We start from the raw sequence: 22,737 nt of genomic DNA, 5'->3' as shown, positions 1-22,737 counted from the left end.
AGGACAAGCTTCAAAATCCATCAACAATTTACAACATAATTGGGTATTTATCCCTACTTTTGCATATTTAACACATTCATATTTCGTTTTTTTATGTCATTTTATTCTTTAATATGACAAAAAAAAGAGGCCAGCCTGTGACCTCTCCTGCATACCGCTTTCATATTTAAATCATCATTCTACACCATATTCTGAGTCATCTGCAGAAATTGACGAATATCCTGCTCGCAAGATGAAGCTGCTTTTTGCCAGAAATCCGGACGTGTCAGATCTACGCCCAGATGCTTTTGCGCCAGCTCCTCCACAGGCAGTATGCCGGTATCCTGCAGCAATGCATCATATCGTTCAGCAAAAGCTTCGCCCTGCTCCAAAGCAAGTGCGTACAAGCCGGCGCTGAACATATACCCAAATGTATACGGGAAGTTGTAGAACGGCACGCCTGTAATATAGAAGTGCAGCTTGGAGGCCCAGAAATGCGGATGATAGCCGGACAATGCATTCAGGTAAGCTTCTTTCTGAGCCTGCTCCATGAGATTGCTGATCTCGGACGCCGTCAGGATGCCCTGCTTGCGCTGCTCATAAAACGTGGTTTCAAACAAGAACCGGGCATGAATGTTCATAAAAAATGCCACGCTGCGGTTAATTTTTTCTTCTAAGAGCGCCAAACGCTCCTCCTCCTGCTGAGCTCCTTTGACCTGGGCATCGGACACAATCATCTCCGCAAAGGTCGAGGCCGTCTCAGCCACATTCATGGCATAGCTCTGGTTCAGTACCGGAAGCTCGGTCATCAAATGCTGATGATACGCATGCCCCAGCTCATGAGCCAAGGTAGATACATTGGAGGCCGTGCCGCTGTAGGTCATAAAAATCCGCGTCTGATTGCTGTGCTTCAGTGAGGTGCAGAAGCCTCCAGGGCGCTTGCCAGGGCGATCCTCCACCTCAATCCAGTTCTTATCAAAGGCCATCTGGGCAAAATCCGCCATTCTCGGGCTAAAGGCACGGAACTGGCGGACGATGCTTTCCGCAGCATCATCGTAGCTGATCTTGACTTCCGAGGTTTGCAGCGGTGCATCTACATCCTCCCAGGAGAGCTGATCCATACCGAGCAGCTGGGCCTTGCGGTTCAGGAACTCCACCAGCAGCGGTTTCGTGCTTTGCACGACGGACCACATCGCATCCAGCGTCTCCTGCGACATCCGGTTAACTGCCAAAGGCTCCTTCAGCACCTGGTCCCAGCCACGGGCCTCATACAGCTTGAGTCGGAACCCGGACAGATGGTTTAATGTATCAGCACAATAGTCTTCCGAGGCACTCCAGGCCTCTTCCCATTTCTGGAATACTTCCCTGCGAACCTCCTTGTCGGGATGGCTCAGCTTATTGGCAGCCTGGCCTGCGGAGAGCATACGCAGTTCACCATTCTCTTCAAAAGGAATCTGAATATGGCTCACGATGGTGTTATAGAAATCTCCCCATCCGTGATAGCCGTCTACAGACAAAGACAGAGCTAGGCTTTCCAGCTCAGGACTCATCTTCTCCCGGGCCCGGCTGCGGCTTTCACCTAAGGTAAAAGAGAGCGGTGCCATGTTATCCTTAGCCATCCAGTCATGAAACAAGGTATCGTCAATATCACGCAGTAAAGTACTGAACTGTACTGCAGCACTCTGAAAGGAAGCAAGAAGACCCGTGATTCGGCCCGATAACTGGTTGGCCTTCTTATCGCTTTGATCCTGTGCAGACAGGCAGCTGACAAAAGAGCGGGCTTCACTGCCCTTGGCCGTGCACTGCTCCAGCAGCTCCACAATGCCCTCCAGTCCGGCTGCTTCCTCCAGTGTCTGTGGTATGGATGCCGACTTCACTTGCTCCTGAAGCAGCTTGATATCCTGCTCCAGCCCTTGGATAAAGGCTTCAAACTCACTGGAGGCTGAGCCTCCCGGAAATATCGTATCCAGATCCCATGTCTGGCGCAACGGATGCTTCATCCTGTTCATCAACCTTTCCAAATTGGATTCATCAGTGTATAACTAATAGAAGTGCTTTGCAATCATAAGAACAAAGGAGCGAATGTAATGAGACCCTTACAAATTTCCGCCGAAACGGCGCTGGCTTTATCGAAAAAGCTCGGGATTCCGCTCGAGAACCTGATGCATATGCCCCAGCATATCCTCATGCAAAAAATCGCCGAGCTTTCCCAATCCGACAATCATTCGGAACAGGAAAGCCCGGAGAACAAGGACGGGAAGGAATCATGATCCCTTTTTCCAACACATGGCCTTATGATGTCGTCTCCAAGGATGTATACGTCCAGAGCTGTCCTTTCTGCGGAGCCGATAATGTGCTGCTGCCCATGAAGCCGAAGGAGCTCACCAGCGTACGGGAGGGTAAGAAGAAGCTGCTCATCTTCCCCTGCTGCCACAATAAGGTTACTGTGGTGGACAGCGATGGAGATTATATTCTGACCGATCAGGCTCTAAGGTAGTCTCGTGCACCGACCGCGAGATTAAGACGAAGCCGGAGCATCCGTCTCCTGTTGTGCCTCCTCGGCCATCATCTGCTCCCGGAGCAGAGCCCATTGTTCTCTGGAGGCGCGGATCATCGCGGCATCGGTAATTTTCTGATCCTGTACGACTCTGGAGAACCATTGCACGGCTTCCCGGTATCGGCCGACCCTGCGGTTAAGCTCTCCGATCAGATATAGCAGCCGCGCATCATTTCCAGTAAAGCCTTCATATTCATAGCAGCGAACATACGCCTCCAGACTGTACTTCAGGAAGCGCTGCTCCTGCTCCACATCATTTTGATACCGGTACAGCCAGGCAATATGCTGCAGCAGGCTCGCCACAATCCTGTCCTTTTCTCGGATGGCCTGGGCACACAGCAGAGCCAGCTTGTATGTTTCCAGCGCTTCCTCCAGCCTCCGCGCCCCGCCGAAGTCCCGCGTATTCCAGCGCCTTCCGACCTGATCATGAAATGCGGCTCGCTGCGCGTCATTCAGACTGGTCACAGAATGCTCGGTAAAGGCGAATCCGCAGGAGGGGCATACCCGGACGACGTAGAAGTCCGGATTCTCATTTTTGTAATAACCGCAGAAATCTGAATCACTCCGGTACGCCTTCTTCAGGCTGGGCCGAACCCTAGAGGTCTCAAACTCATGCTCACAATAAGGACATGCTACTTTAATTTTATACAGCGGCTCCATTGCCATGCTCATGACATCCCTGTCCCCCGCGCGTTCGCGCATTAATAGCTGTTCACAAAATGCCGGGCAGGCCCGGACAGCCGGTCCAGCACGAAGCTGGCCAGCGGTTCTTGAATACCTACATCCCGCAGGGCATGAGCCATGCAATGCAGCCATACATCAGCATGTCCATCCGTGATGGTAAACTTCATATGCCTTGCTCGCATCATAGGATGGCCAAAGGCTTCCGAGAACAAAGCGGGCCCGCCAAAGAATTGGCTCAGAAACATATATTGCTTCTCCATAACCGGCTCGATATCTTCAGGAAACAGAGGCGCCAGCACGGCATTCTGCTGTACTCTTGGATAGAATGCCTCCACTAAAGCTCGAACTCCCTCTGCTCCTCCCAGCTGATCATACAGACTAAGACTTGGGTCCATGGTATATATCATCTCCTGTCTTTCACACAACTCGTTATGCTTCTCCATTATATCAAACCTGCCGCAAACGTCTAACCGTACCCCCAGACACAAAAAAAGAGCTAAACTCAATGTTTAGCCCCTTGCTCCTTATCAGTAGCTTCTCCAGTCTTCTTCACTTTGACGACCCAGCGAAGCCCGTATCACATAAACAAACGCGCATACCAGCAATCCGGTCACTATACTCATAATCATCACTCCATCTCTGTTTCATCGTTACTTAAGATGTGCTTTGATGGTTTTAATTATAGCATAATACTCACAAAAATAAAGCTTTTTTGTAACCGCTTTCTAGGTCTTTTTGTACTGTTTGTCCTCATAACTGCATACAGTGGATCAGAGCCTCCCATGATTGCAATGGGACCTATTACTGTCTTTACTGGGGGGATTCAAGTGCATCATGCCTATTAAAAAGCTCGGATTTCCTATATTTACGGCCTTGATGCTCAGCCTCATCCTTCTGATGGCAATATTTCCGGAGTCTGCCCTGCAAGCTGCGGTACGCGGACTTTCCATATGGTGGGACGTTTTGTTCCCCTCCCTCTTTCCGTTTTTTGTCATCTCGGAGGTGCTGCTTGGCTTCGGCGTGGTCCATCTGATCGGCACCCTTCTGGATCCCTGGATGAGGCCCTTATTCCGCATTCCCGGCTGCGGCGGCTTCGTCGCCGCTATGGGCTACGTGTCCGGCTACCCGGTAGGCGCCAAGCTGACGGCCAAGCTGTGGGAGCAGAAGATGATTACGCGGGAAGAGGGAGAGCGCCTGGTCGCGTTCACCACCTCCTCAGATCCTATTTTTTTAATCGGCGCTGTCTCTGTCGGCTTTTTTCACAGCACCGAGCTGGCACTCATTCTGGCGATCGCTCATTACGGAAGCGGACTGCTCGTCGGATTGCTGATGCGATTTCATGGCGATCAAAGCTCGTCCTCTTCTCCCGCGCAGAAGCACAGCATGAAGGGCAGCCGCCTTAAGCGCGCCGTCCTGGACATGCATGCGGCCAGAAGCGCTGACGGTCGGCCGCTGGGTGTGCTGCTGACAGAAGCCATTCAGTCCTCGCTGCAGCTGATGGTGGTCGTCGGCGGACTCGTCGTTTTCTTTTCTGTATTTCTGGAGCTTTGGACCCAGGCTGGTGTTCTGTCTGCGATCAATGCAGTGCTTGGCCAGCTGCTGATGGCAGCGGGCGCTCCCGAGCAGCTCAGCATGGCCCTTATGGGAGGCTTATTCGAGGTCACACTGGGGGCTAAATATGCTGGAGGCGCTGGCGAAGCTGTACCTTTGATCTATAAGGCTGCCGTGGCTGCTTTCGTGCTGTCGTGGGGAGGCCTTTCGGTGCATGCCCAAATTGCCAGTATCCTTCATTCCACCAATCTGCGTTACTTGCCCTTTATGGGGGCCAGGCTTCTTCATGGGGCCATGGCTTTCACCGCCGTGCTGATCTTATGGGGTCCATTTATGGGAGAAGCCGAGCCTGTATTCACGCCAGTTCCTGTTTCTGATGGGGCTCTGAGCGGTTATACCCATTACATGGCCTGGTTTAGCCTGCTGCTCACATTGCTGTTAGGTGTTGTGATTATCACAGAGGCGGTGTATTGGATCTCGCGTAAATTGCGCAAATTGAAATCGTGAAGCATTGTTTTCTGTCACAAGATTGATTATCATCGTTATATAATCTTTTTAAAGGAGCTTATCGACTTGAGATACTATGTTCTGGACCGCGGTGATCCCTTGTCAGTCGAATTAAGTCAACAATTTCATAAGCTGGCGGGACAACGGGGCTTTCAGCTGGACGCGGAATCCCCGGAGATCGTAGTTTCTATCGGTGGAGATGGCACCATGCTGCATGCCTTTCACACGTTCATTGACCGGATTCCCGATCTCGCTTTTGTCGGGGTGCATACTGGGCATCTGGGCTTCTATGCAGACTGGAAAGCCGATGAAATCGAGAAGCTTGTTGATATGATGAGCGGGGAAGGAGAACCGAAGGGAACGAAGCCCCGCTTCGTTAAATATCCTTTGGTTCAGCTGGAAATCCACAAGAAATCCGGCTCTGCCTCTTATATTGCCTTGAATGAATTTACGCTCAAGGGTGTCGATGGAACGGTCGTTGCCCAGATCGACATCAATGATGTCACGTTCGAGATGTTCCGGGGCGATGGCATCTGTATATCCACCCCATCCGGCAGTACAGCTTATAACAAGAGTGTCGGCGGCGCCATGGTGCATCCTTCCATCGATGCCTTGCAGATTGCGGAAATTGCATCTATTAACAATCGGATTTTCCGCACACTGGGGTCGCCGCTGCTGCTGCCAAAGCACCATCATTGCGATATTTTTTCCCGCAAGGACCAGCGGCTATTGTTAACGGTGGATCATAACAATATTCCGATTGATGACCTCATCTCTGTGCGCTGTCAGGTCGCCGAGCAGCAGGTCAGCTTTGCCCGCTACCGGCCGTTTCCATTCTGGAATCGGGTACGTGATGCATTCCTTGGCTAGTGCGGCTGCCAGACATAAAAGTGGAGATCCCGGGCTTGTCCCGGGATCTCCACTTTTATGTTTCGTGATTTTATTTATGGACTGCCAGACAGCGGCAATGCGTCTTCGCTTTAGTTCTGGGGATCCTGGCTCCGGCTCGGCTTGGAGGCAGAACGCGCCTCTCTGCGATCCCGTCGTTCCTTGCCTTCCCTCGGCTTGGCGTCTTTCCAGGGCTTTTGCGGTCTTCCGCCTCGGGACTCTCGTCCCTCCCGAGGCTCCTTGCCATTCTTGGAGCGGGACTGCGGCTCGGTCCCCTCCTTCACTTCCCGCTCCTGATTACGGGAAGGGGATCTTTCGGCTACCCGCGATAAATCCTCCCTTGGTGATGCTGCCATGACCTTGGCCGGCGGTGCCGAAGCCTCCTCCGGCTCCTCCTCACTAGAAGCCGCCGCTGCTTCCTGGTTCAGCGTCTCCTTCAGCTCCCTTAATTCCTTGGGATCCTTGATCTCCTTGCTTTTGTGAAGAACAAAGTACGCACAGCCGAAATTACAATATTCATTGATATAATCCGACAATGTCGAGAAGCTGGAATCTCTGGTCGCCTTGGGGTGATTATCGCGGTAGAAGCCCTTGAGCCGAAGCTGATTGTATCCCCAGTCCCCCACAATATAATCGTACCTTTCCAGCACTTCACTATACCGGTCCCGGAATACTTCCGGATTCCAGCCACTGCGGTAATCTACAACAAGCTCATAGCTTTTGTTCCCGATCACAATCACATTCTTTCCCCTGCCTTTCCCGGCCAGACCCCTACTCCTAAAGGGCGGTCTCTTCCTTTCGACGTTCTGCAGAGCGAACCTGCTCATGAGCATGATATGAGCTCCGCACGAGCGGACCAGACTCCACATGGCTAAAGCCGCGGCTCAGGCCTTCTTCCTTCAGCTTCGCAAACTCTTCAGGAGTATAATATTTCTCAACGTCCAGATGCTTCTGTGTAGGCTGTAAGTATTGCCCGATGGTCATGATATCGCAATCTGCGGCGCGAAGGTCATCCATCGCTCCCAAAATTTCATCCCATTCCTCTCCTACGCCCAGCATAATACTGGATTTGGTCGGAATGCTCGGCTGCATAGCTTTAGCCCGGCGAAGCAGCTCCAGAGAACGTTCATATTTCGCTTTCGCCCGCACCCGATCCGAAAGGCGCTCCACCGTTTCAATATTATGATTCAAAATATCAGGCTTGGCATTCATGACAATCCGCAGCGATTCCTCATCGCCCATAAAGTCAGGGATGAGCACCTCGACACTGCACAGCGGCAGACGCTTGCGGATTGCCTTCACCGTCTCGGCAAAGATCATCGCACCGCCATCCTTCAAGTCATCCCGTGCCACACTCGTTACGACGCAGTGCTGCAGATTCATCTGCTCAGCGGCCTCCGCGACGCGCTCCGGCTCTTGCAGATCCAGCTCCGTCGGCAGGCCTGTATTGACGGCACAGAAGCGGCAGGCCCGCGTGCAGATGTCCCCCAAGATCATAAAAGTAGCGGTTCGGTTCGCCCAGCATTCATAAATGTTGGGGCAGCGTGCTTCCTCGCACACGGTATGCAGTGTCTTGGAGCGCATCATATTTTTGATTTCTTTATAGTTATCACCCGTAGTGAGCTTGATCTTGATCCATTCCGGCTTCGGTTTGCTGTCTTTCGTTTTGGCCAAGAAAGAAACCTTCTTTCATTTAAGGTAATGGTTTGCATGAACTTTCACATATTATATCATGAAAACCCTTAGATTACCTATCCTTGTCGCTATAGGATTGATCTATCCCCGGCATGGATAAAATCAGCCCTCTCGATACACCCTACAGGCAGGCATGGATGCGTGTATACCGCGATTGAACCAGGAGGACAGATCATGAAAAAAGCAACTCATAGGCGTTTACGGCGCTGGACCTGCCGGATTGCAGCCTTGGTGATGGCCTCTGCAGCCTTATCGGCCTGGCCGGCTGAAAGCTGGGCAGCCTTGCCGGACAAGCCGGCAGCGCAGTCCTCATCGCCTTCGAGCGCGAAGGATGACCCCTTTACGTACCGGATGCAGCTTTACGAGCGTATTGCTGCCGTCACTCAGGTTCCCTGGTACCGCCTTGCGGCCATCGACCAGTATGAGCGAACGCTGACAGCTGTCCATCCTAAGGACCGGAAGCATCCCGAGCGACACATCGGAATCTTCGTCCCGCTGACCGCTTGGGCAGGGCCGCTTAATCCCGTTCCTGAGGACACCCATCCCTTTACCATTGAAATGTACTCCGGCCTTGGACAAGATGGAGACGGAGACGGGGCCGCCGATCCAAATAATGATACCGACCTTCTTTACAGCGTTGCCTCTCGTCTGGCCGCCTATGGTCCACATGAGGATGACTTTGCCAATGGCCTGTGGGCCTATTATCAGAACGGACGGGCTGTACAGCGCATTCTGCAGTATGGAAAGCTGTATGAGACGCATGGCAAGCTCAATCTGTTTGCCCATGCCTTCCCGCTTCCGGTCAAAAGCGATTATTCCTATCGAAGCACCTACGGTATGGGCAGAAGCTACGGGGGCCGGCGGATCCATGAGGGCACCGACCTGTTTGCCCGCTATGGCGTGACGGTGCGCAGCACCTGCTACGGCATCGTGGAGCTCAAGGGCTGGAACCGTTTCGGCGGCTGGAGAATCGGCATTCGCGATCTGAACAATCATTATCATTACTACGCCCATCTGCAAGGATTTGAAAAAAGCCTTCAAGCCGGCGATGTCGTCACGCCGGGTCAAACTATTGGCTGGGTTGGCAGCTCGGGATACGGAAAGCCCGGTACCTCCGGCAAATTCCCGCCTCACCTTCATTACGGCATCTACCGGGATACCGGCCTCAGCGAGTGGTCCTTTGATCCTTATCCGCTCTTGAAGCAATGGGAGCTGCAGGAACGCCGCGCACTTCAGAACAGCAAACAAACGCGCCGCTAAAAGCAGCTGCGCGTTTGTTTGTTATTCATGCTCCAGATTCCCTCCGACCTCGCCGCTGCCTTCAGTTCCCTCCGTCTGGCCTTCGACACCTGGCTGCGGCACGATCTCATTCCCTGACGGAGCAGAAGGGCTTGAAGGCTTGATATCTCCCGCATCCGGTGACGTAAGCCCTGGTGACGGGATTGCAATGCTGGGAGCACCTGCGCTGTTATTGCCCACCGGCTTGCCTTGACCGTTATAATAATACATGGGCACATCCCCGACCACCAGCATATAAGAGATCGGAATATCGGTCTCCACCACCTGCGGCTCCATATCAAAGGGCACAACGACGGCAACCTCTGTCACAATATGAACGAACACCTCAACCAGAATCATGTTAATGCCCGCTTCCTGCTGGCGGGTGTCCAGCTGCACCTTGACCGCGCCCTGGGGCTCAATCTTGACCGGAATTTTCGGTCCGAAGGAAGCAACGACTGGACTTTTGAGCACCTGCCCGAGCGGGATATGCTCTTTTTGCTCATGAATTGACTCCAGCGTCTCCTGCACCAGCTCCGTAGTAAACGAGGTTATCTTCAAATGCTCCGCATAATTCAGCATAAAGCCGGTCACCTTACCCGTGCTGTCTGTCTTCCAATTCACCAGATCATCAAAGGTTTTGCCATCTGTCACCTGGCTCGTAATCGCCTTGTTAATCGCTTCTGTCGCAATCTGCTTCACCCGAATTTGAGCGAGGTGCATGATGGGCGGCTTCAGATTCCGCTCAACATACAGAAACAACTGAAACACCCCGAACAGCACCAAAAAAACAACGCCGATCCACCACCTGCGCCGCACCTTCAGGCGCAATCCCTTTCCCTTGTCCGGCGGTGCCCAGCCGGCAGACGCCGGCTTGCCTCCATGTCGGCTTCGCACCGGGCGGTATGCCGATTTGCGGTAGCTTTTATGCCGGTTGCGCTTGGGCCAGCCCCGCCAGGATAGAGACAGCCGGCGGCTTCCCCATTTTTTTCGTCGAAACATCTCACTCTCTCCTCCCTCTCCGGAGGTTCGCGAACAAGCCATTGCAGCCAAGCTGCACCTCTTCATCAGCCTATGCAAGCCAAGCCCAAAAAAGAAGAACGGTCGCCTCAACTCGGCACCGTTCTTCCATCAATAGCTTTTAGCGTTGCAGCCGCTGCCTTAACGCCTCAAACAGCAGCACCGTCGCGGCCATCGCCGCATTCAACGATTCTGCCTTGCCTGGCATCGGAATGATGATCGCATCATCCACAAGACGGGATACGGCAGGCGAGACACCGCTGCCCTCACTGCCGATCACCATCCAGCAGCTGCCGGTAAAGTCATACTCAAAAGCCGAAGCCTTGCCCTCCAGAGAGGTCGTAACCAGACGCGCTCCCCGGGACCTGGCTTGCGGCAGCAGCTCCTCCAGGTTTCCCTCGATCACCGGCAGGTGAAACAGCGAGCCCATGGTCGAACGCAGCGTTTTGGGATTGTACACATCCGCACAGCCCGTACCCAGCAGAACGCCTCCTGCTCCAGATGCATCTGCACTGCGGATAATCGTTCCTACATTGCCGGGATCCTGCAATCCGTCCAGCACAATGACCGGCTTCGAGGGATTTTCAAATAATCTGTCCAGTGAGCCCGCTTCCTTGCGTACAACCGCAAATACCGGCTGCGGCGTCGAAGCCTGACATACTTTTGCAATAATGCCCTCAGTGACCGCAATCCATTCCACATGTTTGCCCTGATCCGGAAGCTCCGTAAGCTCCGCGGGAATCCCCCGGTCTTTATCATAGGCCACACACTCAATGTCAGCCCCGAAGCTCAAGGCCTCCTGAACGAGGTGGATGCCCTCTACGACATATTTATGCTGCTGATCCCGATGCTTCTTGTCCTGAAGCTGGGCCCAGCCCTTCACGCGGGAATTTTGGAGAGAAGCAATTTCCATGTTAACACCTGCTCTATTATCAAAATAAGGCCGACAATTATCTAGGGTACGCCAGCTCCAGCTTGGTCAGATCATTTTTCTGTCCAACAATAACCAGCACATCCCCCGCTGCAAGACGGTCCTGCGGATTGGGAGAGATGTTCATTTTACCATTCGTGCGAATACCCATCACGTTGCAGCCAAAGCGCGCCCGGATGTCCAGCTCGATCAGGTTCATTCCGATCATATCCGCCGCGACCTTCATCTCCATGATGCTGTAATCGTCCGACACCTCGATATATTCCAGGATGTTCGGGGAGATCAGGTGATGCGCTACCCGAAGCCCCATATCTCTTTCCGGAAAAATAACCTTGTCCGCGCCGATTTTTTGCAGCACCTTACCATGCAGCTCATTCTTCGCCTTGACGATAATGACCGGCACGCCCAGATCCTTGAGGATCAGGGTAGTCAAAATGCTGGACTGGATATCCTCGCCGATTGCGACCACGACCACATCAAAATTACGAATGCCGAGTGCCCGCAGCGCCTCCTCATCCGTGGAATCCGAGGATACCGCCTGTGTGACCAAGCCGGCAATCTCCTGCACCCGCTGCTCACTGGCATCCACGGCCAATACGTCAAAGCCCATCTCGCTCAGCTCTTTGGCCACACTCGTTCCAAACCGTCCCATGCCAATGACGGCATACTGCTTCTTCGCCATATTTTAACCTCCACAGCCCCATAAAATACTATATTGCCAGTATAGCACAACGCCGATGCTTGTTGAATTTAACGACAGACAGAGGGGCACATTAAGAACGACCCTAACAACAAGGAGGAATTTACCCCATGTCCATTTTGTTAGATCTGCGGCAGGCCGTCATTCATAAGGTCCATGATCAGGATGAACAACAGCTGCGCTCGATGATCGAGGGTTCCGTCGATGGCCCCGAAGCTGCGCTTCCGGGACTTGGCGTTATGTTCGAGATGATGTGGAAGGATATGAAGGAAGCCGAGCAGGCCGACCTGATTTCCTCTCTGCATGATCACCTGAAGACGGTGACCCCGGGGCAGCTGGTACCGCAGTAACCGTCTCGCAAGGCACAACAGCCATCCCCTCGCTTGTTGAGGGAATGGCTGTTTCATTTGCTTATACAGCGATACCGCTTAAATTAAGGAGCCGTTTCGAGGAATTGCGCCGTCGGATTTTTATCCATCGCGGTTCTCATGGCATATTCGTTCTCGAACAAGACGACATAATTCTCCTTCTTGTCCTTCACCAGCGTAGAGTTAATACGGAACTTGGAAGGATCGATTTTGTCATCCACAATCCAGCGGGCGAACTGATACGGCATACGCTGAAGCTGAACCTCCACGCCATATTCCGCCTTCATCCGATATTCGAACACCTCGAACTGGAGCTGTCCTACCACGCCTAGAATCATATCCTCAAAGCTGATCGTCTTAAATACCTGAATCGTACCTTCCTCTGTCAGCTGATCCACGCCTTTTTGATACTGCTTATGCTTCAGTGCGTTCTTGACTGTCACCTTCGCAAACAGCTCCGGCGAGAAGGTAGGCAGCTCATTAAAGATGATCTCACCGCCTTGACTCAATGAATCGCCGATACGGAAAATGCCGGGATCGAACAATCCGATAATGTCGCCGGGGTACGCCTCCTCTACAATATCGCGGTCTTGAGCCAGAAATTGCTGCGGCTGCGACAGCTTGATCTCCTTGCCTGCACGTATATGCTTCACGCTCATGCCGCGCTCAAATTTACCGGACACAATACGAAGGAAAGCAAGCCGGTCCCGGTGGGCGGGATTCATATTCGCCTGAATCTTGAATACATAGCCGGTAAACTTCTCATTCGTGGGCTCGATCATGCCCTGGGTGCTGCTGCGAGGCTCCGGCTTCGGAGCCAGCTGCAGGAAGTTCTCGAGGAACGTCTGCACGCCGAAGTTGTTGACCGCACTGCCGAAAAATACCGGTGTCAGCTCGCCCTTCAGCACCTTCTCCAAATCGAACGGATCACCCGCTACATCCAGGAGCTCCAGGTCCTGACACAGCTGATCGTGCAAATACTCTCCAGCCATATCCCGAATGATGGGATCGTTGTAATCCTCGACTTTTTTGACAGCAATGGCGGAATGATCGTCGTTCTGGAACAGCTCTACCTGATTTTTCATACGGTCATATACCCCGCACAGGTCACGTCCGGAGCCAATAGGCCAATTCATCGGTACAGAGCGGATACCAAGCACCTGCTCAATCTCTTCCATCAGATCAAAGGGGCTGCGTCCTTCCCGGTCCAGCTTGTTTACGAATGTAAAAATAGGAATGCCGCGCTTCGCGCACACCTGGAACAGCTTGATGGTCTGGGCCTCCACGCCCTTGGCGACATCAATCAGCATGACAGCGCTGTCCGCTGCGGTCAGCGTCCGGTAGGTGTCTTCACTAAAATCCTGGTGACCTGGTGTATCCAGTATGTTAATCCGATGACCCTGGTAATCAAACTGCATCACGGAGGAGGTTACCGAGATTCCCCGCTGCTTTTCAATCTCCATCCAGTCACTCGTGGCATGCTTGCTTGCTTTTCTTGCTTTAACCGATCCCGCCAGGCGAATTGCGCCGCCGAACAGCAGCAGCTTCTCCGTCAATGTCGTTTTACCGGCGTCCGGGTGGGATATAATTGCAAACGTCCGCCGTTTATCGACTTCGGTCTGCAGCTCATTCTGGAGTTTGCTCATTTCACTGTTCCCTTCGTACTAAAGTCATGTATATCATTGTACCACAATCCATACGCAAATCATCCCCATACCAGGTACGTATGGGGATGATTTTATTCCTATCCGGTTCAGGGAGGCTTGCTGTTCCCTGTTAGCTCTTCGTCCAAATGACCTTGTCCTCGTCCTGCCCGTTAACAGGCCACCAGTGGAAGCCGTCCTTTTCCAGTAAAGCGTCGGCCTGCTGTGGTCCCCAGGAACCGGCCGGATAGTTCTCCAGCGGGCCTTGGTTGTCTCTCCAGGACTGCGCAATCTTGTCCACAAAGGACCATGCTGTAGCCACCTCATCCCAGCGGGTGAAGTAGGTATGGTCGCCTCTTGCGGCATCATGGATCAGGCGCTCGTAAGCCTCAGGCGAGTTAATGCCCACCAGGCAGCTTTGGCAGAAATCCATCGCTACCGGCTCGATTTCCGATTCAGAGCCTGGCTTCTTGGCGTTAATCTTCACATACAAGCCTTCCATCGGATTCACGCGAATGACGAGCAGATTCGGCTCCAGTGAATGCTTCTGGCCCAAGTAAACATTGCCTGGCATCCGCTTGAATTCCACCACGACCTCCGTCGTCTTGACTGGCAGGCGCTTGCCTGTACGGATGTAGAATGGAACTCCCGCCCAGCGGAAGTTATCGACGAACAGACGGGCGGCAAAATACGTTTCCGTATTGGATTCCGGATTTACCTTATCCTCTTCGCGGTAGGCCGGAAGCTCCTTGCTTCCGTTGCTGCCCTTCGTGTACTGGGCGCGAACAACATGATCCGCAACCTCTTCACTCGAAGCGTACGGACGCAGGGAACGCAGCACCTTCACCTTCTCGTCCCGAATATCCTCCGGCAGCAGACGGCTAGGCGGCTCCATCGCAATCATGGTAAGCATTTGGAGCATATGGTTCTGCCCCATATCACGCAAAGCGCCGGCATGATCGTAATACCCGCCGCGCTCCTCCACGCCCACCGTTTCGCTCAGCGTAATCTGAACGTTCGCGATATGCTTATTGTTCCATAGCGGCTCAAAAAACGCATTCGCAAACCGGATGACTTCAATATTCTGAACCATTTCCTTGCCCAGGTAATGGTCAATCCGGTAAATCTCCTCTTCCTTGAACACCTGGTTAATTTCTTCATTCAGCTTCGCTGCGGACTCCAGGTCATAACCGAACGGCTTCTCAATGACCAGACGGTTCCAGCCTGCACCATCCAGCATGCCGCCCTTCATCAGATTGAAGGATACGCTGCCGAACAGCTCCGGTGCCAGGGCCAGGTAGAACAGGCGGTTGCCCGGAATTTCATATTTAGCCTCAAGCTGCTCCGTTTGCTCCCGAAGCTCGCGGAAGCCGTCAATATCATTAATATCGAGCGACTTGTATTCAAAATGCTGCGCAAAGGTATCCCATTCCGCGTTCAGATCAGAACGGTAACGCCCGAATTCCTGAATGGATGAATAGACATCCTGACGGAATTCATCCTGTGTACGCGGACGGCGGGCTACTCCGATGACCGCAAAATCCTCCGACAGTTTGCCTTCACGGTAAAGACTGTAGATCGCGGGAAACAGCTTGCGTTTTGCCAGATCACCGGTCGCTCCGAATATAAAAAATACCGCTCCCGGTGTATTTAGTGTATCGAAATTTAGATTTTCAGCCATGGCTCCTCATTCTTTCTATGTAATATAGTGTATTTTTATGCACCAAAGTTTATCACGATGTGATGACATTTTAGCATATCCGTGTCAAGTATGCTATCTCATTTCACACTTTTGTTATTGTTATTTCAAGATCTTGTGTCCATTTTAAGCAGGAGTGCCGGATTTTTCGATCCACAAACTTTCTTTTTCTTCATGTAATCTTCATGCATTCTACCCTGCATATCTAACAGAGAAACCTCCCTTTCATTTCCCTGTCTTTCCCTTCCATACATTGCCCTTAGCCAGCTTGTTTCATTCAGGAAGTGTGTGCTGCGCCGGCATTCCCGCCTGAAATCTGCATGGCGACAGAAGGAATCTAAGCGACAAAAAAAGCTCCAGCCTTGTCAGCCCGAGCTTCTCTATTTTTATTCAGCGAGTCCGTTTTTGTAAGCGTAAATGGCGGCCTGTGTCCGATCCTCAACGCCAAGCTTCGCTAAGATATTCGTCACGTGGAATTTGACCGTCTTGATCCCGATAAACAGCTCATCCGCCAGATCCTGATTGGATTTACCCTGTGCAAGCAGGCGCAGCACCTCCATCTCCCGGTCCGTCAGCTCACTGTGCGCAGGCGCTTCAGCCTGAGGGCGGCGAAACCGGTTCATCATTTTGGAGGCTACCTGTGATTCCAGTACAGATTGTCCCCGCACCGCCGCCCGGATCGCGTCAGCGACTTCGGATGCACGCGAGGTTTTCAGCAAGTAGCTGAATGCACCGGCCTCAATGACCGGATACATTTTCTCATCGTCCAGATAACTGGTGAGCACAATGACCTTGCAGTCAGGGAACAGCTTGATGACCTCCCGCGTGGTCTCGATACCGTCCATTCCTTCCATGACTAGGTCCATCAGAACCACATCCGGCACATACTCCTTTGCAAGCCGAATACCTTCCTCACCGCTGCCCGCTTCCCCGACAACCTCAATCCCGTCCTCCGTGCCCAGCACAGCAGCGAGGCCGATCCGAACCATCTCATGATCATCAACAAGCAGCACCTTAATCGGTGTCTCCATGTCAGACTCCGTTTCCTGCGGCATTTCCATCCTCCTCTGTCTTATTGCGCTCTTCGTCCAGCAGCGGTACCGTAATCTCAATTCGTGTGCCTTTCCCTGGCGCCGTAATGATCTGAATGGCTCCCCCCAGCTCAATGACCCGCTCCTCCATCGTAGAAAGGCCATAGGAAGCCTGTTTCTTCTCGTCTAGTTCAAATCCGACACCATCATCTCGAAGCATAACCCGTACGGTATTGAGTTTACGGTGGATGCGGATGTCCATTTTATCGGCTTTGGCATGCCGGAGCGTGTTCGACATGGCCTCTTGTACAATGCGGAAAAGATGATTCTCGATGCCCTTCACGAGCGTCAAGCCTTCGTCCATCTCCAGCTGAATTTCCATCGGAACCTTGATCTCCAGCTCCCGGATCAGCTCTCTCAATCCTTGCTCCAGCGCCTTTCCTTCCAAATACACGGGCCGCAAATGTAGCAGAAGCGCCCGCATCTCCGATTGCGCTACAGAGGCCATTTCCTCGATCAGGGCTACCTGACGCTGCGCTTTGTTAAAATCCTTCTCCAGCGTTCGTCCTACCGCAGTAGCAGTCATGGATATCGCGAACAGCTGCTGGGAGACCGCATCATGCAGCTCCCGAGCCAGCCGCTGTCTCTCCTCTACGATGGCTGTAATCCGTGCCTGCTCCGCCAGTTGGGCATTGTTCGTGGACAGCCTCTGCAGCGACGTCACCTGCTCTTCCCAGCGCTTGCTGATCCGATCCAGCTGCTCGCCCAGCCGTCCGACCTCATCATCTCCAACATCCGGCATAGAGCCTGCGGTAACCCCGCTTTTTTCCCAGTCAGATAGTGTTTCTCTTACCCGGTCCAGCTTCCGCCTCACCCGGTATCCCTGGAAGAACCCGTATCCTACTCCGAGTCCGATCGGCATTAATACTATGGTGATTCCGGCTTGGATCGTGTCGCCCCAATCGTTCATGGGCCGAAGATACCCGTATGTATATAGCACATATAAGACGATTAGCAATATGGCAAAGCCTAGAAGGGCGCCCTCACGCATGCTCCGCGTAATCATATTTGATTTCTTATCAGATTCCAAGTGACAGCCCTCCTGCAGCTCTATATTTGTACATTACACCATCCGGATACTCAAATCTCCGCCAAGATAAAAAACAATAAATTTCACTTTATACTCACTCGTCTCATAATTAGGAGATTTCCAATTCAGGCGATTCATAATGCCGGTTTCCCGCTTTAAGCTGGTGTCGATCGAGCCAAACAGAATAAATGCCTCAATCTCCACACCGTAATATTCCGGAATGACGATGTCGATATCGCCAAGCAGACCATGAAACATAAGCACCGTTTCGTTCTCTTCCGGTAAAGCAAGCGAAAGATCCACATCCGCTTCTCCCAGCACATGCCACACACTGAGGCTCTGCATGACCCAAGGCGCCCGATCCCAATCAAAGTTAGACATAAACGTCTGCTGCTGGTGGAAACGGTCATTTCGGTGAGCCTTCTTCACCTTTCCGTAGAAGAAACCGAGCGAGATTAAGCCGATTCCAATGACCAGCATCAAATGATCCAGCAGGAGCATCACTGAGCCTACGCCCAGCAATACATATCCCCGTTTAGGCCAGCCCACACGTATTTGCTGAATGCCTGCTGCCACCAGCAGAAGAGCGACCACGGTGAAAAATCCAATCCATTTGCCGAACAGCAAACAGATCCCCAGACCGATGAGCACAAAAGCAATTCCGCTATTTTTCTCCATGTCGCACCTCCTTCAGATGGCTGCTGCTCTACTGATTATTTTGCTATACAAACCAAAACGATGCGGATCATCCGCACCGTATGGTCATTAAGCTATAAGTCACGCTGATCCTGGATGACTCCTTGCCACTCCAGTAGCATATCATATTCCGTTCTTTTCGAACACGCTTTTACTGCTCGGACTTGGAGCCGCCGTTCATCTTGTTCTTCATGGCATTCAGCTGCTCTTCAATCTTCAGCTGCTTCTCAGCATCCACTGGATTGGTGTACCCGGCATGCTGTGAAGGATAAGGCGCTCTCATCACATCTGCCTCCGCTTCAAGCTGCATAATCTTTTCTTCCATGCGGTGGAAGCCCATTGACGCGCTGCCACTTTCAATGCTATGCAGGCTGCTAACTTGAGACATCTGCTTTTTCGCTTTGGCCATTTGGGCACGGGCTACCAGCTCGTTGCGCTTGTTGCGCATTTTATAGAACTCATCCTTCATTTGGTGCAGCTGTGCAACCAGCTCTTTCGCCTGTGCATCAGACTGCTCATGAAGCCCTTGGTATTCCTCTTGCTTTTGGTCAAAATACAGCTTCTCCTCCAGCAGCTTCCGTGCGACCTCTTCTTGACCATTCTTCAAGGCAAGCTCGGCCTGAGCTTCCCGCTGGCCTGCCATTTTCACCGCTTCCTCAACGCGCTGCTTCATCCGGCGTTCATTCGCCATTTGCTTGGCAACCGTAACCTCGGCTTCGTGAATCTCAGCCTCCATGTCACGCAGATACTGGTTCAGCATTACAATCGGATCCTCAACCTTATCGAGTAGCTCGTTTACCGACGCCTTTGTCATGTCCTTAATTCTTTTGAATACTCCCATATTATAAATCTCCCTTCTCGTACTTGGATAATTTTTGTTTTAGCTCTTCAATCTCTTTCTTTAACGCTTTTTTCTCGATATCCTTCAACATGGCATCCAGCTCCGCATCCGGTGGCGGTGTGCCGGGTGATTGCTTCGTCGTAGTAAAGCCCGGATCTTGAAATGGCGGATCGTACCGATCATAGTCATCCTGATCATATCTACGGTCCCTTCCACGGCCATAGCGCCGGCCTCTTTCATCAAAATCATCCTGGTACTCCGATCGCCGGCCTCCGCGCCGGTATGGATCGCGAGGATTAAGCTCCTTGGGCACGACCAAAGCTGCAATCAGATAGATCCAAAGCGTGGTCCCGCAGGTTATAAAGATACTGACTACAAAAATGATGCGCAGCACAGTGGAGTCAAAGCCAAGCTTGTCTGAAAGCCCGCCGATCAATCCGGTAAATACCTTGTCTCGGGAGGAGCGGTATAATTTCGTCATGATTACTCCTTTCCGCTGTCACTCAGCTTCTGTTTCAGCCGTGCAAGCTCTCGCTCTAGCATACTGGAGATGCCTTCACTCTGGGAGGTGCCTTGGTGATCCGTTCGGCGGATATCCCGAAGACTTTTGGCTTCAAGCTCCCAGTCTGTAATACGATCCTCCAGCCTGTTGAACATTCGCGGAACGTCCTGTCCGGGATATCCGCCGCTGCGGCCGTTCATACGCTGCTGTAAGCGCAAGGTTTCCATTCTGGCCGCGTAGTATTGGCGTTTGCTGTATGCGCTCTGATATTCCATACGCAGCTCCCCCAGCTGTACCTCCACCTCACGCAGTGCCTCATGGCTTGTTGTTAACAGCTCCTGATACTGCTCGATTTTCTCTTCATATATCAGCTTCTCTTGCAGAGCCAGCTTCGCTAAATGATCCTCCCCAGCTTTTAGAGCTAGCAATGCCTGCTCTTCCCGCTTACTTCGCATGGAATCGGCTTGAACCACCTGCTGCTTGAGATGACGAGTGTGGGATTCACACTGCTGCTGAAGCTTTTCGGCTTCCAGAATGTCCTGCCTGGTAGAGTGTAAGAACTGGTCAATGAGCTTGACAGGGTCCTGACTCTGTTCCAGCTTTTCATTCAGAGTAGCCATCGTAATATCACGAATACGGCGTAACACACTCATAGTCGTTTAATCCTCCTCTACCTTCATATTCAACATGATGTCTTTGCTTGTTGCTTGCTTCTACCTTAATAATAACGCCGCCGGCTTCGCTTCAATCGGGACACGCCCCAGACGATCAATGCAATACCCAGCAATGGTCCGAACAGCCAAGATAGCTTGCCTAACAGCGAGATAATACCAATCGCCATCACGATCCAGCCAATAAGTGTGTTGCCCCGCTTAATTCCATAGTAGCCTAATCCAATCATGACTAACGGAATCAAGAGACTGAACAGCCAGCCTAGCAGAGGTCCGAATACCCCCAGAAGAATTAATGCGCCTAACCCGATCAGTAGTACAGCCAATCCTTTATTTCTTGAGCTTCTCAAGGTTTCACCGCCTTTCTTATTTTCATGTCGTACTTTGTTGCTGCTGTTGATGTTGTTTTTGAATTTCAACCTTATGTCCTTATTGTAGAGAAAAAGCAGGGATCCTAAAACAGACTGAGGACGGTATTTCATCCTCGACTAAAGTCGGGGATGCCTTACGACCATTGTCGAAGCCTGCTCCTGCTGCCTGGGATCGTCAATAATCAATCGGAGAAGAGAATTGGCATACAAAAAAAGCAGATGAGATAACACTCATCCGCAAATATAAAAAAGGAACATGGTTTCCCATGTTCCTCTGTGATGCCGGTGAAGGGACTCGAACCCCCACGGTTTCCCTCACGATTTTGAGTCGCGCGCGTCTGCCAATTCCGCCACACCGGCTAATGGCGTGCCCTAAGAGATTCGAACTCCTGACCTTTTGATTCGTAGTCAAACGCTCTATCCAGCTGAGCTAAGGGCACAAAATATAATAATGGAGGCGCCACCCAGATTCGAACTGGGGATAAAGCTTTTGCAGAGCTGTGCCTTACCACTTGGCTATGGCGCCAAACAAAAATGGAGCGGACGACGGGAATCGAACCCGCGACCCTCGCCTTGGCAAGGCGATGCTCTACCGCTGAGCCACGTCCGCAAATGGCTGGGGATATAGGATTCGAACCTATGCATGACGGAGTCAAAGTCCGTTGCCTTACCGCTTGGCTAATCCCCAACAATCATATTCATAATTTTAAAATAATGGGGCGATCGATGGGACTTGAACCCACGAATGCCGGAGCCACAATCCGGTGCGTTAACCCCTTCGCCACGACCGCCATATATTTTAAGTTTAACTGGCAGGGGCAGCAGGAATTGAACCCACACTAACGGTTTTGGAGACCGCTGTTCTACCTTTAAACTATGCCCCTAAAAACTGGTGGAGGATGATGGATTCGAACCACCGAACTCGTACGAGAACAGATTTACAGTCTGCTGCGTTTGGCCACTTCGCTAATCCTCCAAGGTGGTGCCGGCGAGAGGACTTGAACCCCCAACCTACTGATTACAAGTCAGTTGCTCTACCAATTGAGCTACACCGGCAAGAAAAGTACTACGGTAATACATTAAGGTGGCTCGGGACGGAATCGAACCGCCGACACGAGGATTTTCAGTCCTCTGCTCTACCGACTGAGCTACCGAGCCTTAAAGCTCTTTCGGTTTAAAAAAAAGAATGGCGGAACTGACGGGATTCGAACCCGCGGTCTCCTGCGTGACAGGCAGGCATGTTAGGCCTCTACACCACAGTTCCATGAGGCATAATCGCTATGCGATATAATTGGTTGCGGGGGCAGGATTTGAACCTGCGGCCTTCGGGTTATGAGCCCGACGAGCTACCGAGCTGCTCCACCCCGCGTCATTAAATTATATGGTGGAGGCTGAGGGGATCGAACCCCCGACCCTCTGCTTGTAAGGCAGATGCTCTCCCAGCTGAGCTAAGCCTCCATAAACAAACCGAACTCTATATTACCAAATCATCAAGCAAATTGCAAGCTGCCCATGAACCTTTGGTATTCTCATTACCTGAAACTAGTAAAGAAAGTGGTGACCCGTAGGGGATTCGAACCCCTGTTACCTCCGTGAAAGGGAGGTGTCTTAACCCCTTGACCAACGGGCCTTATTTAAATGGCGGAGAGAGAGGGATTCGAACCCTCGAGACGCTTTTGGCGCCTACACGATTTCCAATCGTGCTCCTTCGACCAACTCGGACACCTCTCCAAATGGCTCCCCGAACAGGACTCGAACCTGTGACAACTCGATTAACAGTCGAGTGCTCTACCAACTGAGCTATCAGGGAATAAAGAATTCAGATGTTTGATCACCTGAAAACTAGATACGAAACGAATGTGCGTTGTTAGATTGATCATTAGCGTAATGCTTTCGTAGCTAGCTTTACTTCGCAAAGCTTGTAGGATAAGCCCTCGACCGATTAGTATTGGTCAGCTCCATGCATTGCTGCACTTCCACCTCCAACCTATCTACCTCGTGGTCTTCAAGGGGTCTTACATACTGGGAAATCTCA

The 22,737-nt window shown here is 52.0% G+C and carries 23 protein-coding genes, 16 tRNA genes and 1 rRNA gene; 6 read left to right on the top strand and 34 right to left on the bottom strand.

Features of this window, described 5'->3' with window-relative positions; translation table 11 throughout:
* Window positions 1–179: 179 nt before the first annotated feature.
* Complete coding sequence (locus ACH6EH_RS12015; RefSeq protein ID WP_397332474.1) at window positions 180–1,979, bottom strand: M3 family oligoendopeptidase; 1,800 nt, start codon at window positions 1,977–1,979, stop codon at window positions 180–182.
* A gap of 87 nt (window positions 1,980–2,066) precedes the next feature.
* Between ACH6EH_RS12015 and ACH6EH_RS12010 the strand changes: the two genes are divergently transcribed.
* Both ACH6EH_RS12010 and ACH6EH_RS12005 read left to right on the top strand, forming a co-directional pair.
* Complete coding sequence (locus ACH6EH_RS12010) at window positions 2,067–2,249, top strand: YycC family protein (protein WP_397332473.1); 183 nt, start codon at window positions 2,067–2,069, stop codon at window positions 2,247–2,249.
* Window positions 2,246–2,476, top strand: coding sequence for a hypothetical protein (locus tag ACH6EH_RS12005; protein ID WP_397332472.1), 231 nt, complete (start codon window positions 2,246–2,248; stop codon window positions 2,474–2,476). The genes ACH6EH_RS12010 and ACH6EH_RS12005 overlap by 4 nt, the downstream gene beginning before the upstream one ends.
* Before the next feature lie 21 nt (window positions 2,477–2,497).
* On the opposite strand, the gene ACH6EH_RS12000 is transcribed toward ACH6EH_RS12005, so the two are convergent.
* On the bottom strand, window positions 2,498–3,202 hold the full coding sequence (locus ACH6EH_RS12000; RefSeq protein ID WP_397332573.1) for a DUF2225 domain-containing protein: 705 nt from the start codon (window positions 3,200–3,202) through the stop codon (window positions 2,498–2,500).
* A gap of 35 nt (window positions 3,203–3,237) precedes the next feature.
* Entirely contained in the window at window positions 3,238–3,615 is a 378-nt protein-coding gene (locus ACH6EH_RS11995) for a globin domain-containing protein (RefSeq protein ID WP_397332471.1), read from the bottom strand.
* 439 nt (window positions 3,616–4,054) lie between these two features.
* Here ACH6EH_RS11995 and ylbJ point away from each other — a divergent pair, with 439 nt between their 5' ends.
* A complete protein-coding gene (ylbJ, locus tag ACH6EH_RS11990; protein WP_397332470.1) occupies window positions 4,055–5,278 on the top strand; it encodes a sporulation integral membrane protein YlbJ in 1,224 nt (407 codons plus the stop codon).
* 66 nt (window positions 5,279–5,344) lie between these two features.
* Window positions 5,345–6,148, top strand: coding sequence for an NAD kinase (locus ACH6EH_RS11985; RefSeq protein WP_138226948.1), 804 nt, complete (start codon window positions 5,345–5,347; stop codon window positions 6,146–6,148).
* A 110-nt stretch (window positions 6,149–6,258) separates the two neighbouring features.
* On the opposite strand, the gene ACH6EH_RS11980 is transcribed toward ACH6EH_RS11985, so the two are convergent.
* Window positions 6,259–6,906, bottom strand: coding sequence for a YutD family protein (locus tag ACH6EH_RS11980; RefSeq protein WP_397332469.1), 648 nt, complete (start codon window positions 6,904–6,906; stop codon window positions 6,259–6,261).
* A 37-nt stretch (window positions 6,907–6,943) separates the two neighbouring features.
* The gene (gene lipA, locus ACH6EH_RS11975) at window positions 6,944–7,840 is read right to left on the bottom strand and encodes a lipoyl synthase (RefSeq protein ID WP_138226950.1); all 897 of its coding nucleotides are present in this window, start codon (window positions 7,838–7,840) and stop codon (window positions 6,944–6,946) included.
* 195 nt (window positions 7,841–8,035) lie between these two features.
* Here lipA and ACH6EH_RS11970 point away from each other — a divergent pair, with 195 nt between their 5' ends.
* Window positions 8,036–9,121 carry a M23 family metallopeptidase gene (locus ACH6EH_RS11970; protein ID WP_397332468.1) on the top strand — a complete coding sequence of 362 codons (1,086 nt, stop codon included), beginning with the start codon at window positions 8,036–8,038 and terminating at the stop codon, window positions 9,119–9,121.
* Window positions 9,122–9,142: 21 nt separating this feature from the next.
* On the opposite strand, the gene yunB is transcribed toward ACH6EH_RS11970, so the two are convergent.
* The 3 genes from yunB to ACH6EH_RS11955 all read right to left on the bottom strand — a co-directional run bounded on the left by yunB (window position 9,143) and on the right by ACH6EH_RS11955 (window position 11,772).
* Window positions 9,143–10,141, bottom strand: a complete 999-nt coding sequence (yunB, locus tag ACH6EH_RS11965; RefSeq protein ID WP_397332467.1) for a sporulation protein YunB — start codon at window positions 10,139–10,141, stop codon at window positions 9,143–9,145.
* Window positions 10,142–10,280: 139 nt separating this feature from the next.
* The gene (locus ACH6EH_RS11960; RefSeq protein ID WP_397332465.1) at window positions 10,281–11,072 is read right to left on the bottom strand and encodes a TrmH family RNA methyltransferase; all 792 of its coding nucleotides are present in this window, start codon (window positions 11,070–11,072) and stop codon (window positions 10,281–10,283) included.
* A 37-nt stretch (window positions 11,073–11,109) separates the two neighbouring features.
* Window positions 11,110–11,772 (bottom strand): potassium channel family protein, encoded by a 663-nt coding sequence (locus ACH6EH_RS11955; protein WP_138226953.1) that lies wholly within the window; start codon window positions 11,770–11,772, stop codon window positions 11,110–11,112.
* Between the two features lie 128 nt (window positions 11,773–11,900).
* Between ACH6EH_RS11955 and sspI the strand changes: the two genes are divergently transcribed.
* Window positions 11,901–12,140: a small acid-soluble spore protein SspI gene (sspI, locus tag ACH6EH_RS11950; protein WP_138226954.1), complete on the top strand. Its 240-nt coding sequence runs from the start codon at window positions 11,901–11,903 to the stop codon at window positions 12,138–12,140.
* An 83-nt stretch (window positions 12,141–12,223) separates the two neighbouring features.
* Here the strand turns inward: sspI and ACH6EH_RS11945 are convergent, their stop codons facing one another.
* The 26 genes from ACH6EH_RS11945 to ACH6EH_RS11820 all read right to left on the bottom strand — a co-directional run.
* Complete coding sequence (locus ACH6EH_RS11945; protein ID WP_397332464.1) at window positions 12,224–13,804, bottom strand: peptide chain release factor 3; 1,581 nt, start codon at window positions 13,802–13,804, stop codon at window positions 12,224–12,226.
* Window positions 13,805–13,934: 130 nt separating this feature from the next.
* Window positions 13,935–15,482, bottom strand: coding sequence for a glucose-6-phosphate dehydrogenase (gene zwf / locus ACH6EH_RS11940; RefSeq protein ID WP_397332463.1), 1,548 nt, complete (start codon window positions 15,480–15,482; stop codon window positions 13,935–13,937).
* A gap of 404 nt (window positions 15,483–15,886) precedes the next feature.
* Window positions 15,887–16,531: a response regulator gene (locus ACH6EH_RS11935; RefSeq protein ID WP_208203330.1), complete on the bottom strand. Its 645-nt coding sequence runs from the start codon at window positions 16,529–16,531 to the stop codon at window positions 15,887–15,889.
* 1 nt (window position 16,532) lies between these two features.
* Complete coding sequence (locus tag ACH6EH_RS11930; RefSeq protein ID WP_397332462.1) at window positions 16,533–17,621, bottom strand: sensor histidine kinase; 1,089 nt, start codon at window positions 17,619–17,621, stop codon at window positions 16,533–16,535.
* 33 nt (window positions 17,622–17,654) lie between these two features.
* The gene (liaF, locus tag ACH6EH_RS11925) at window positions 17,655–18,299 is read right to left on the bottom strand and encodes a cell wall-active antibiotics response protein LiaF (RefSeq protein ID WP_397332461.1); all 645 of its coding nucleotides are present in this window, start codon (window positions 18,297–18,299) and stop codon (window positions 17,655–17,657) included.
* A gap of 169 nt (window positions 18,300–18,468) precedes the next feature.
* Window positions 18,469–19,158 carry a PspA/IM30 family protein gene (locus ACH6EH_RS11920; RefSeq protein WP_397332460.1) on the bottom strand — a complete coding sequence of 230 codons (690 nt, stop codon included), beginning with the start codon at window positions 19,156–19,158 and terminating at the stop codon, window positions 18,469–18,471.
* Window position 19,159: 1 nt separating this feature from the next.
* A complete protein-coding gene (locus tag ACH6EH_RS11915; RefSeq protein ID WP_397332459.1) occupies window positions 19,160–19,639 on the bottom strand; it encodes a PspC domain-containing protein in 480 nt (159 codons plus the stop codon).
* A 2-nt stretch (window positions 19,640–19,641) separates the two neighbouring features.
* Window positions 19,642–20,313 (bottom strand): PspA/IM30 family protein, encoded by a 672-nt coding sequence (locus ACH6EH_RS11910; protein WP_397332458.1) that lies wholly within the window; start codon window positions 20,311–20,313, stop codon window positions 19,642–19,644.
* A 65-nt stretch (window positions 20,314–20,378) separates the two neighbouring features.
* Complete coding sequence (locus ACH6EH_RS11905) at window positions 20,379–20,681, bottom strand: LiaF transmembrane domain-containing protein (protein WP_138226962.1); 303 nt, start codon at window positions 20,679–20,681, stop codon at window positions 20,379–20,381.
* 301 nt (window positions 20,682–20,982) lie between these two features.
* Window positions 20,983–21,062 (bottom strand) — tRNA-Leu (locus tag ACH6EH_RS11900).
* 3 nt (window positions 21,063–21,065) lie between these two features.
* Window positions 21,066–21,142: transfer RNA gene (locus tag ACH6EH_RS11895), tRNA-Arg, on the bottom strand.
* 12 nt (window positions 21,143–21,154) lie between these two features.
* Window positions 21,155–21,228, bottom strand: a tRNA-Cys gene (locus tag ACH6EH_RS11890).
* A 9-nt stretch (window positions 21,229–21,237) separates the two neighbouring features.
* Window positions 21,238–21,312: transfer RNA gene (locus ACH6EH_RS11885), tRNA-Gly, on the bottom strand.
* Window positions 21,313–21,315: 3 nt separating this feature from the next.
* Window positions 21,316–21,390 (bottom strand) — tRNA-Gln (locus ACH6EH_RS11880).
* Between the two features lie 27 nt (window positions 21,391–21,417).
* Window positions 21,418–21,493 (bottom strand) — tRNA-His (locus tag ACH6EH_RS11875).
* A gap of 19 nt (window positions 21,494–21,512) precedes the next feature.
* Window positions 21,513–21,586: transfer RNA gene (locus ACH6EH_RS11870), tRNA-Trp, on the bottom strand.
* 6 nt (window positions 21,587–21,592) lie between these two features.
* Window positions 21,593–21,678 (bottom strand) — tRNA-Tyr (locus ACH6EH_RS11865).
* Between the two features lie 4 nt (window positions 21,679–21,682).
* Window positions 21,683–21,758, bottom strand: a tRNA-Thr gene (locus ACH6EH_RS11860).
* Between the two features lie 29 nt (window positions 21,759–21,787).
* Window positions 21,788–21,860 (bottom strand) — tRNA-Phe (locus ACH6EH_RS11855).
* Window positions 21,861–21,889: 29 nt separating this feature from the next.
* Window positions 21,890–21,966: transfer RNA gene (locus ACH6EH_RS11850), tRNA-Asp, on the bottom strand.
* 28 nt (window positions 21,967–21,994) lie between these two features.
* A tRNA-Met gene (locus tag ACH6EH_RS11845) sits at window positions 21,995–22,071 on the bottom strand.
* A 13-nt stretch (window positions 22,072–22,084) separates the two neighbouring features.
* A tRNA-Val gene (locus ACH6EH_RS11840) sits at window positions 22,085–22,160 on the bottom strand.
* Between the two features lie 97 nt (window positions 22,161–22,257).
* Window positions 22,258–22,332, bottom strand: a tRNA-Glu gene (locus tag ACH6EH_RS11835).
* Window positions 22,333–22,341: 9 nt separating this feature from the next.
* Window positions 22,342–22,433 (bottom strand) — tRNA-Ser (locus ACH6EH_RS11830).
* A gap of 3 nt (window positions 22,434–22,436) precedes the next feature.
* Window positions 22,437–22,512 (bottom strand) — tRNA-Asn (locus ACH6EH_RS11825).
* 112 nt (window positions 22,513–22,624) lie between these two features.
* Window positions 22,625–22,737: ribosomal RNA gene (locus ACH6EH_RS11820) — 23S ribosomal RNA — on the bottom strand; the annotation flags it as partial.

This window comes from Paenibacillus sp. JSM ZJ436, from assembly GCF_044383795.1.
GTDB classification, from domain to species: Bacteria; Bacillota; Bacilli; order Paenibacillales; family Paenibacillaceae; genus Paenibacillus_AQ; species Paenibacillus_AQ algicola.
This window is presented reverse-complemented; position numbering and strand designations above follow the sequence as displayed.

Coding starts and splice junctions, on each gene's coding strand:
- ACH6EH_RS12010 (WP_397332473.1), top strand. CDS start 2,067: ATGAGACCCTTACAAATTTCCGCCGAAACGGCGCTGGCTTTATCGAAA.
- ACH6EH_RS11970 (WP_397332468.1), top strand. CDS start 8,036: ATGAAAAAAGCAACTCATAGGCGTTTACGGCGCTGGACCTGCCGGATT.
- ACH6EH_RS11915 (WP_397332459.1), bottom strand. CDS start 19,639: ATGACGAAATTATACCGCTCCTCCCGAGACAAGGTATTTACCGGATTG.
- ACH6EH_RS12000 (WP_397332573.1), bottom strand. CDS start 3,202: ATGGCAATGGAGCCGCTGTATAAAATTAAAGTAGCATGTCCTTATTGT.
- ACH6EH_RS11935 (WP_208203330.1), bottom strand. CDS start 16,531: ATGGAGACACCGATTAAGGTGCTGCTTGTTGATGATCATGAGATGGTT.
- zwf (WP_397332463.1), bottom strand. CDS start 15,482: ATGGCTGAAAATCTAAATTTCGATACACTAAATACACCGGGAGCGGTA.
- ACH6EH_RS11920 (WP_397332460.1), bottom strand. CDS start 19,158: ATGGGAGTATTCAAAAGAATTAAGGACATGACAAAGGCGTCGGTAAAC.
- ACH6EH_RS12015 (WP_397332474.1), bottom strand. CDS start 1,979: ATGAAGCATCCGTTGCGCCAGACATGGGATCTGGATACGATATTTCCG.
- sspI (WP_138226954.1), top strand. CDS start 11,901: ATGTCCATTTTGTTAGATCTGCGGCAGGCCGTCATTCATAAGGTCCAT.
- ACH6EH_RS11945 (WP_397332464.1), bottom strand. CDS start 13,804: ATGAGCAAACTCCAGAATGAGCTGCAGACCGAAGTCGATAAACGGCGG.
- ylbJ (WP_397332470.1), top strand. CDS start 4,055: ATGCCTATTAAAAAGCTCGGATTTCCTATATTTACGGCCTTGATGCTC.
- ACH6EH_RS11955 (WP_138226953.1), bottom strand. CDS start 11,772: ATGGCGAAGAAGCAGTATGCCGTCATTGGCATGGGACGGTTTGGAACG.
- ACH6EH_RS11960 (WP_397332465.1), bottom strand. CDS start 11,072: ATGGAAATTGCTTCTCTCCAAAATTCCCGCGTGAAGGGCTGGGCCCAG.
- liaF (WP_397332461.1), bottom strand. CDS start 18,299: ATGGAGAAAAATAGCGGAATTGCTTTTGTGCTCATCGGTCTGGGGATC.
- yunB (WP_397332467.1), bottom strand. CDS start 10,141: ATGTTTCGACGAAAAAAATGGGGAAGCCGCCGGCTGTCTCTATCCTGG.
- ACH6EH_RS11995 (WP_397332471.1), bottom strand. CDS start 3,615: ATGGACCCAAGTCTTAGTCTGTATGATCAGCTGGGAGGAGCAGAGGGA.
- ACH6EH_RS11910 (WP_397332458.1), bottom strand. CDS start 20,313: ATGAGTGTGTTACGCCGTATTCGTGATATTACGATGGCTACTCTGAAT.
- ACH6EH_RS12005 (WP_397332472.1), top strand. CDS start 2,246: ATGATCCCTTTTTCCAACACATGGCCTTATGATGTCGTCTCCAAGGAT.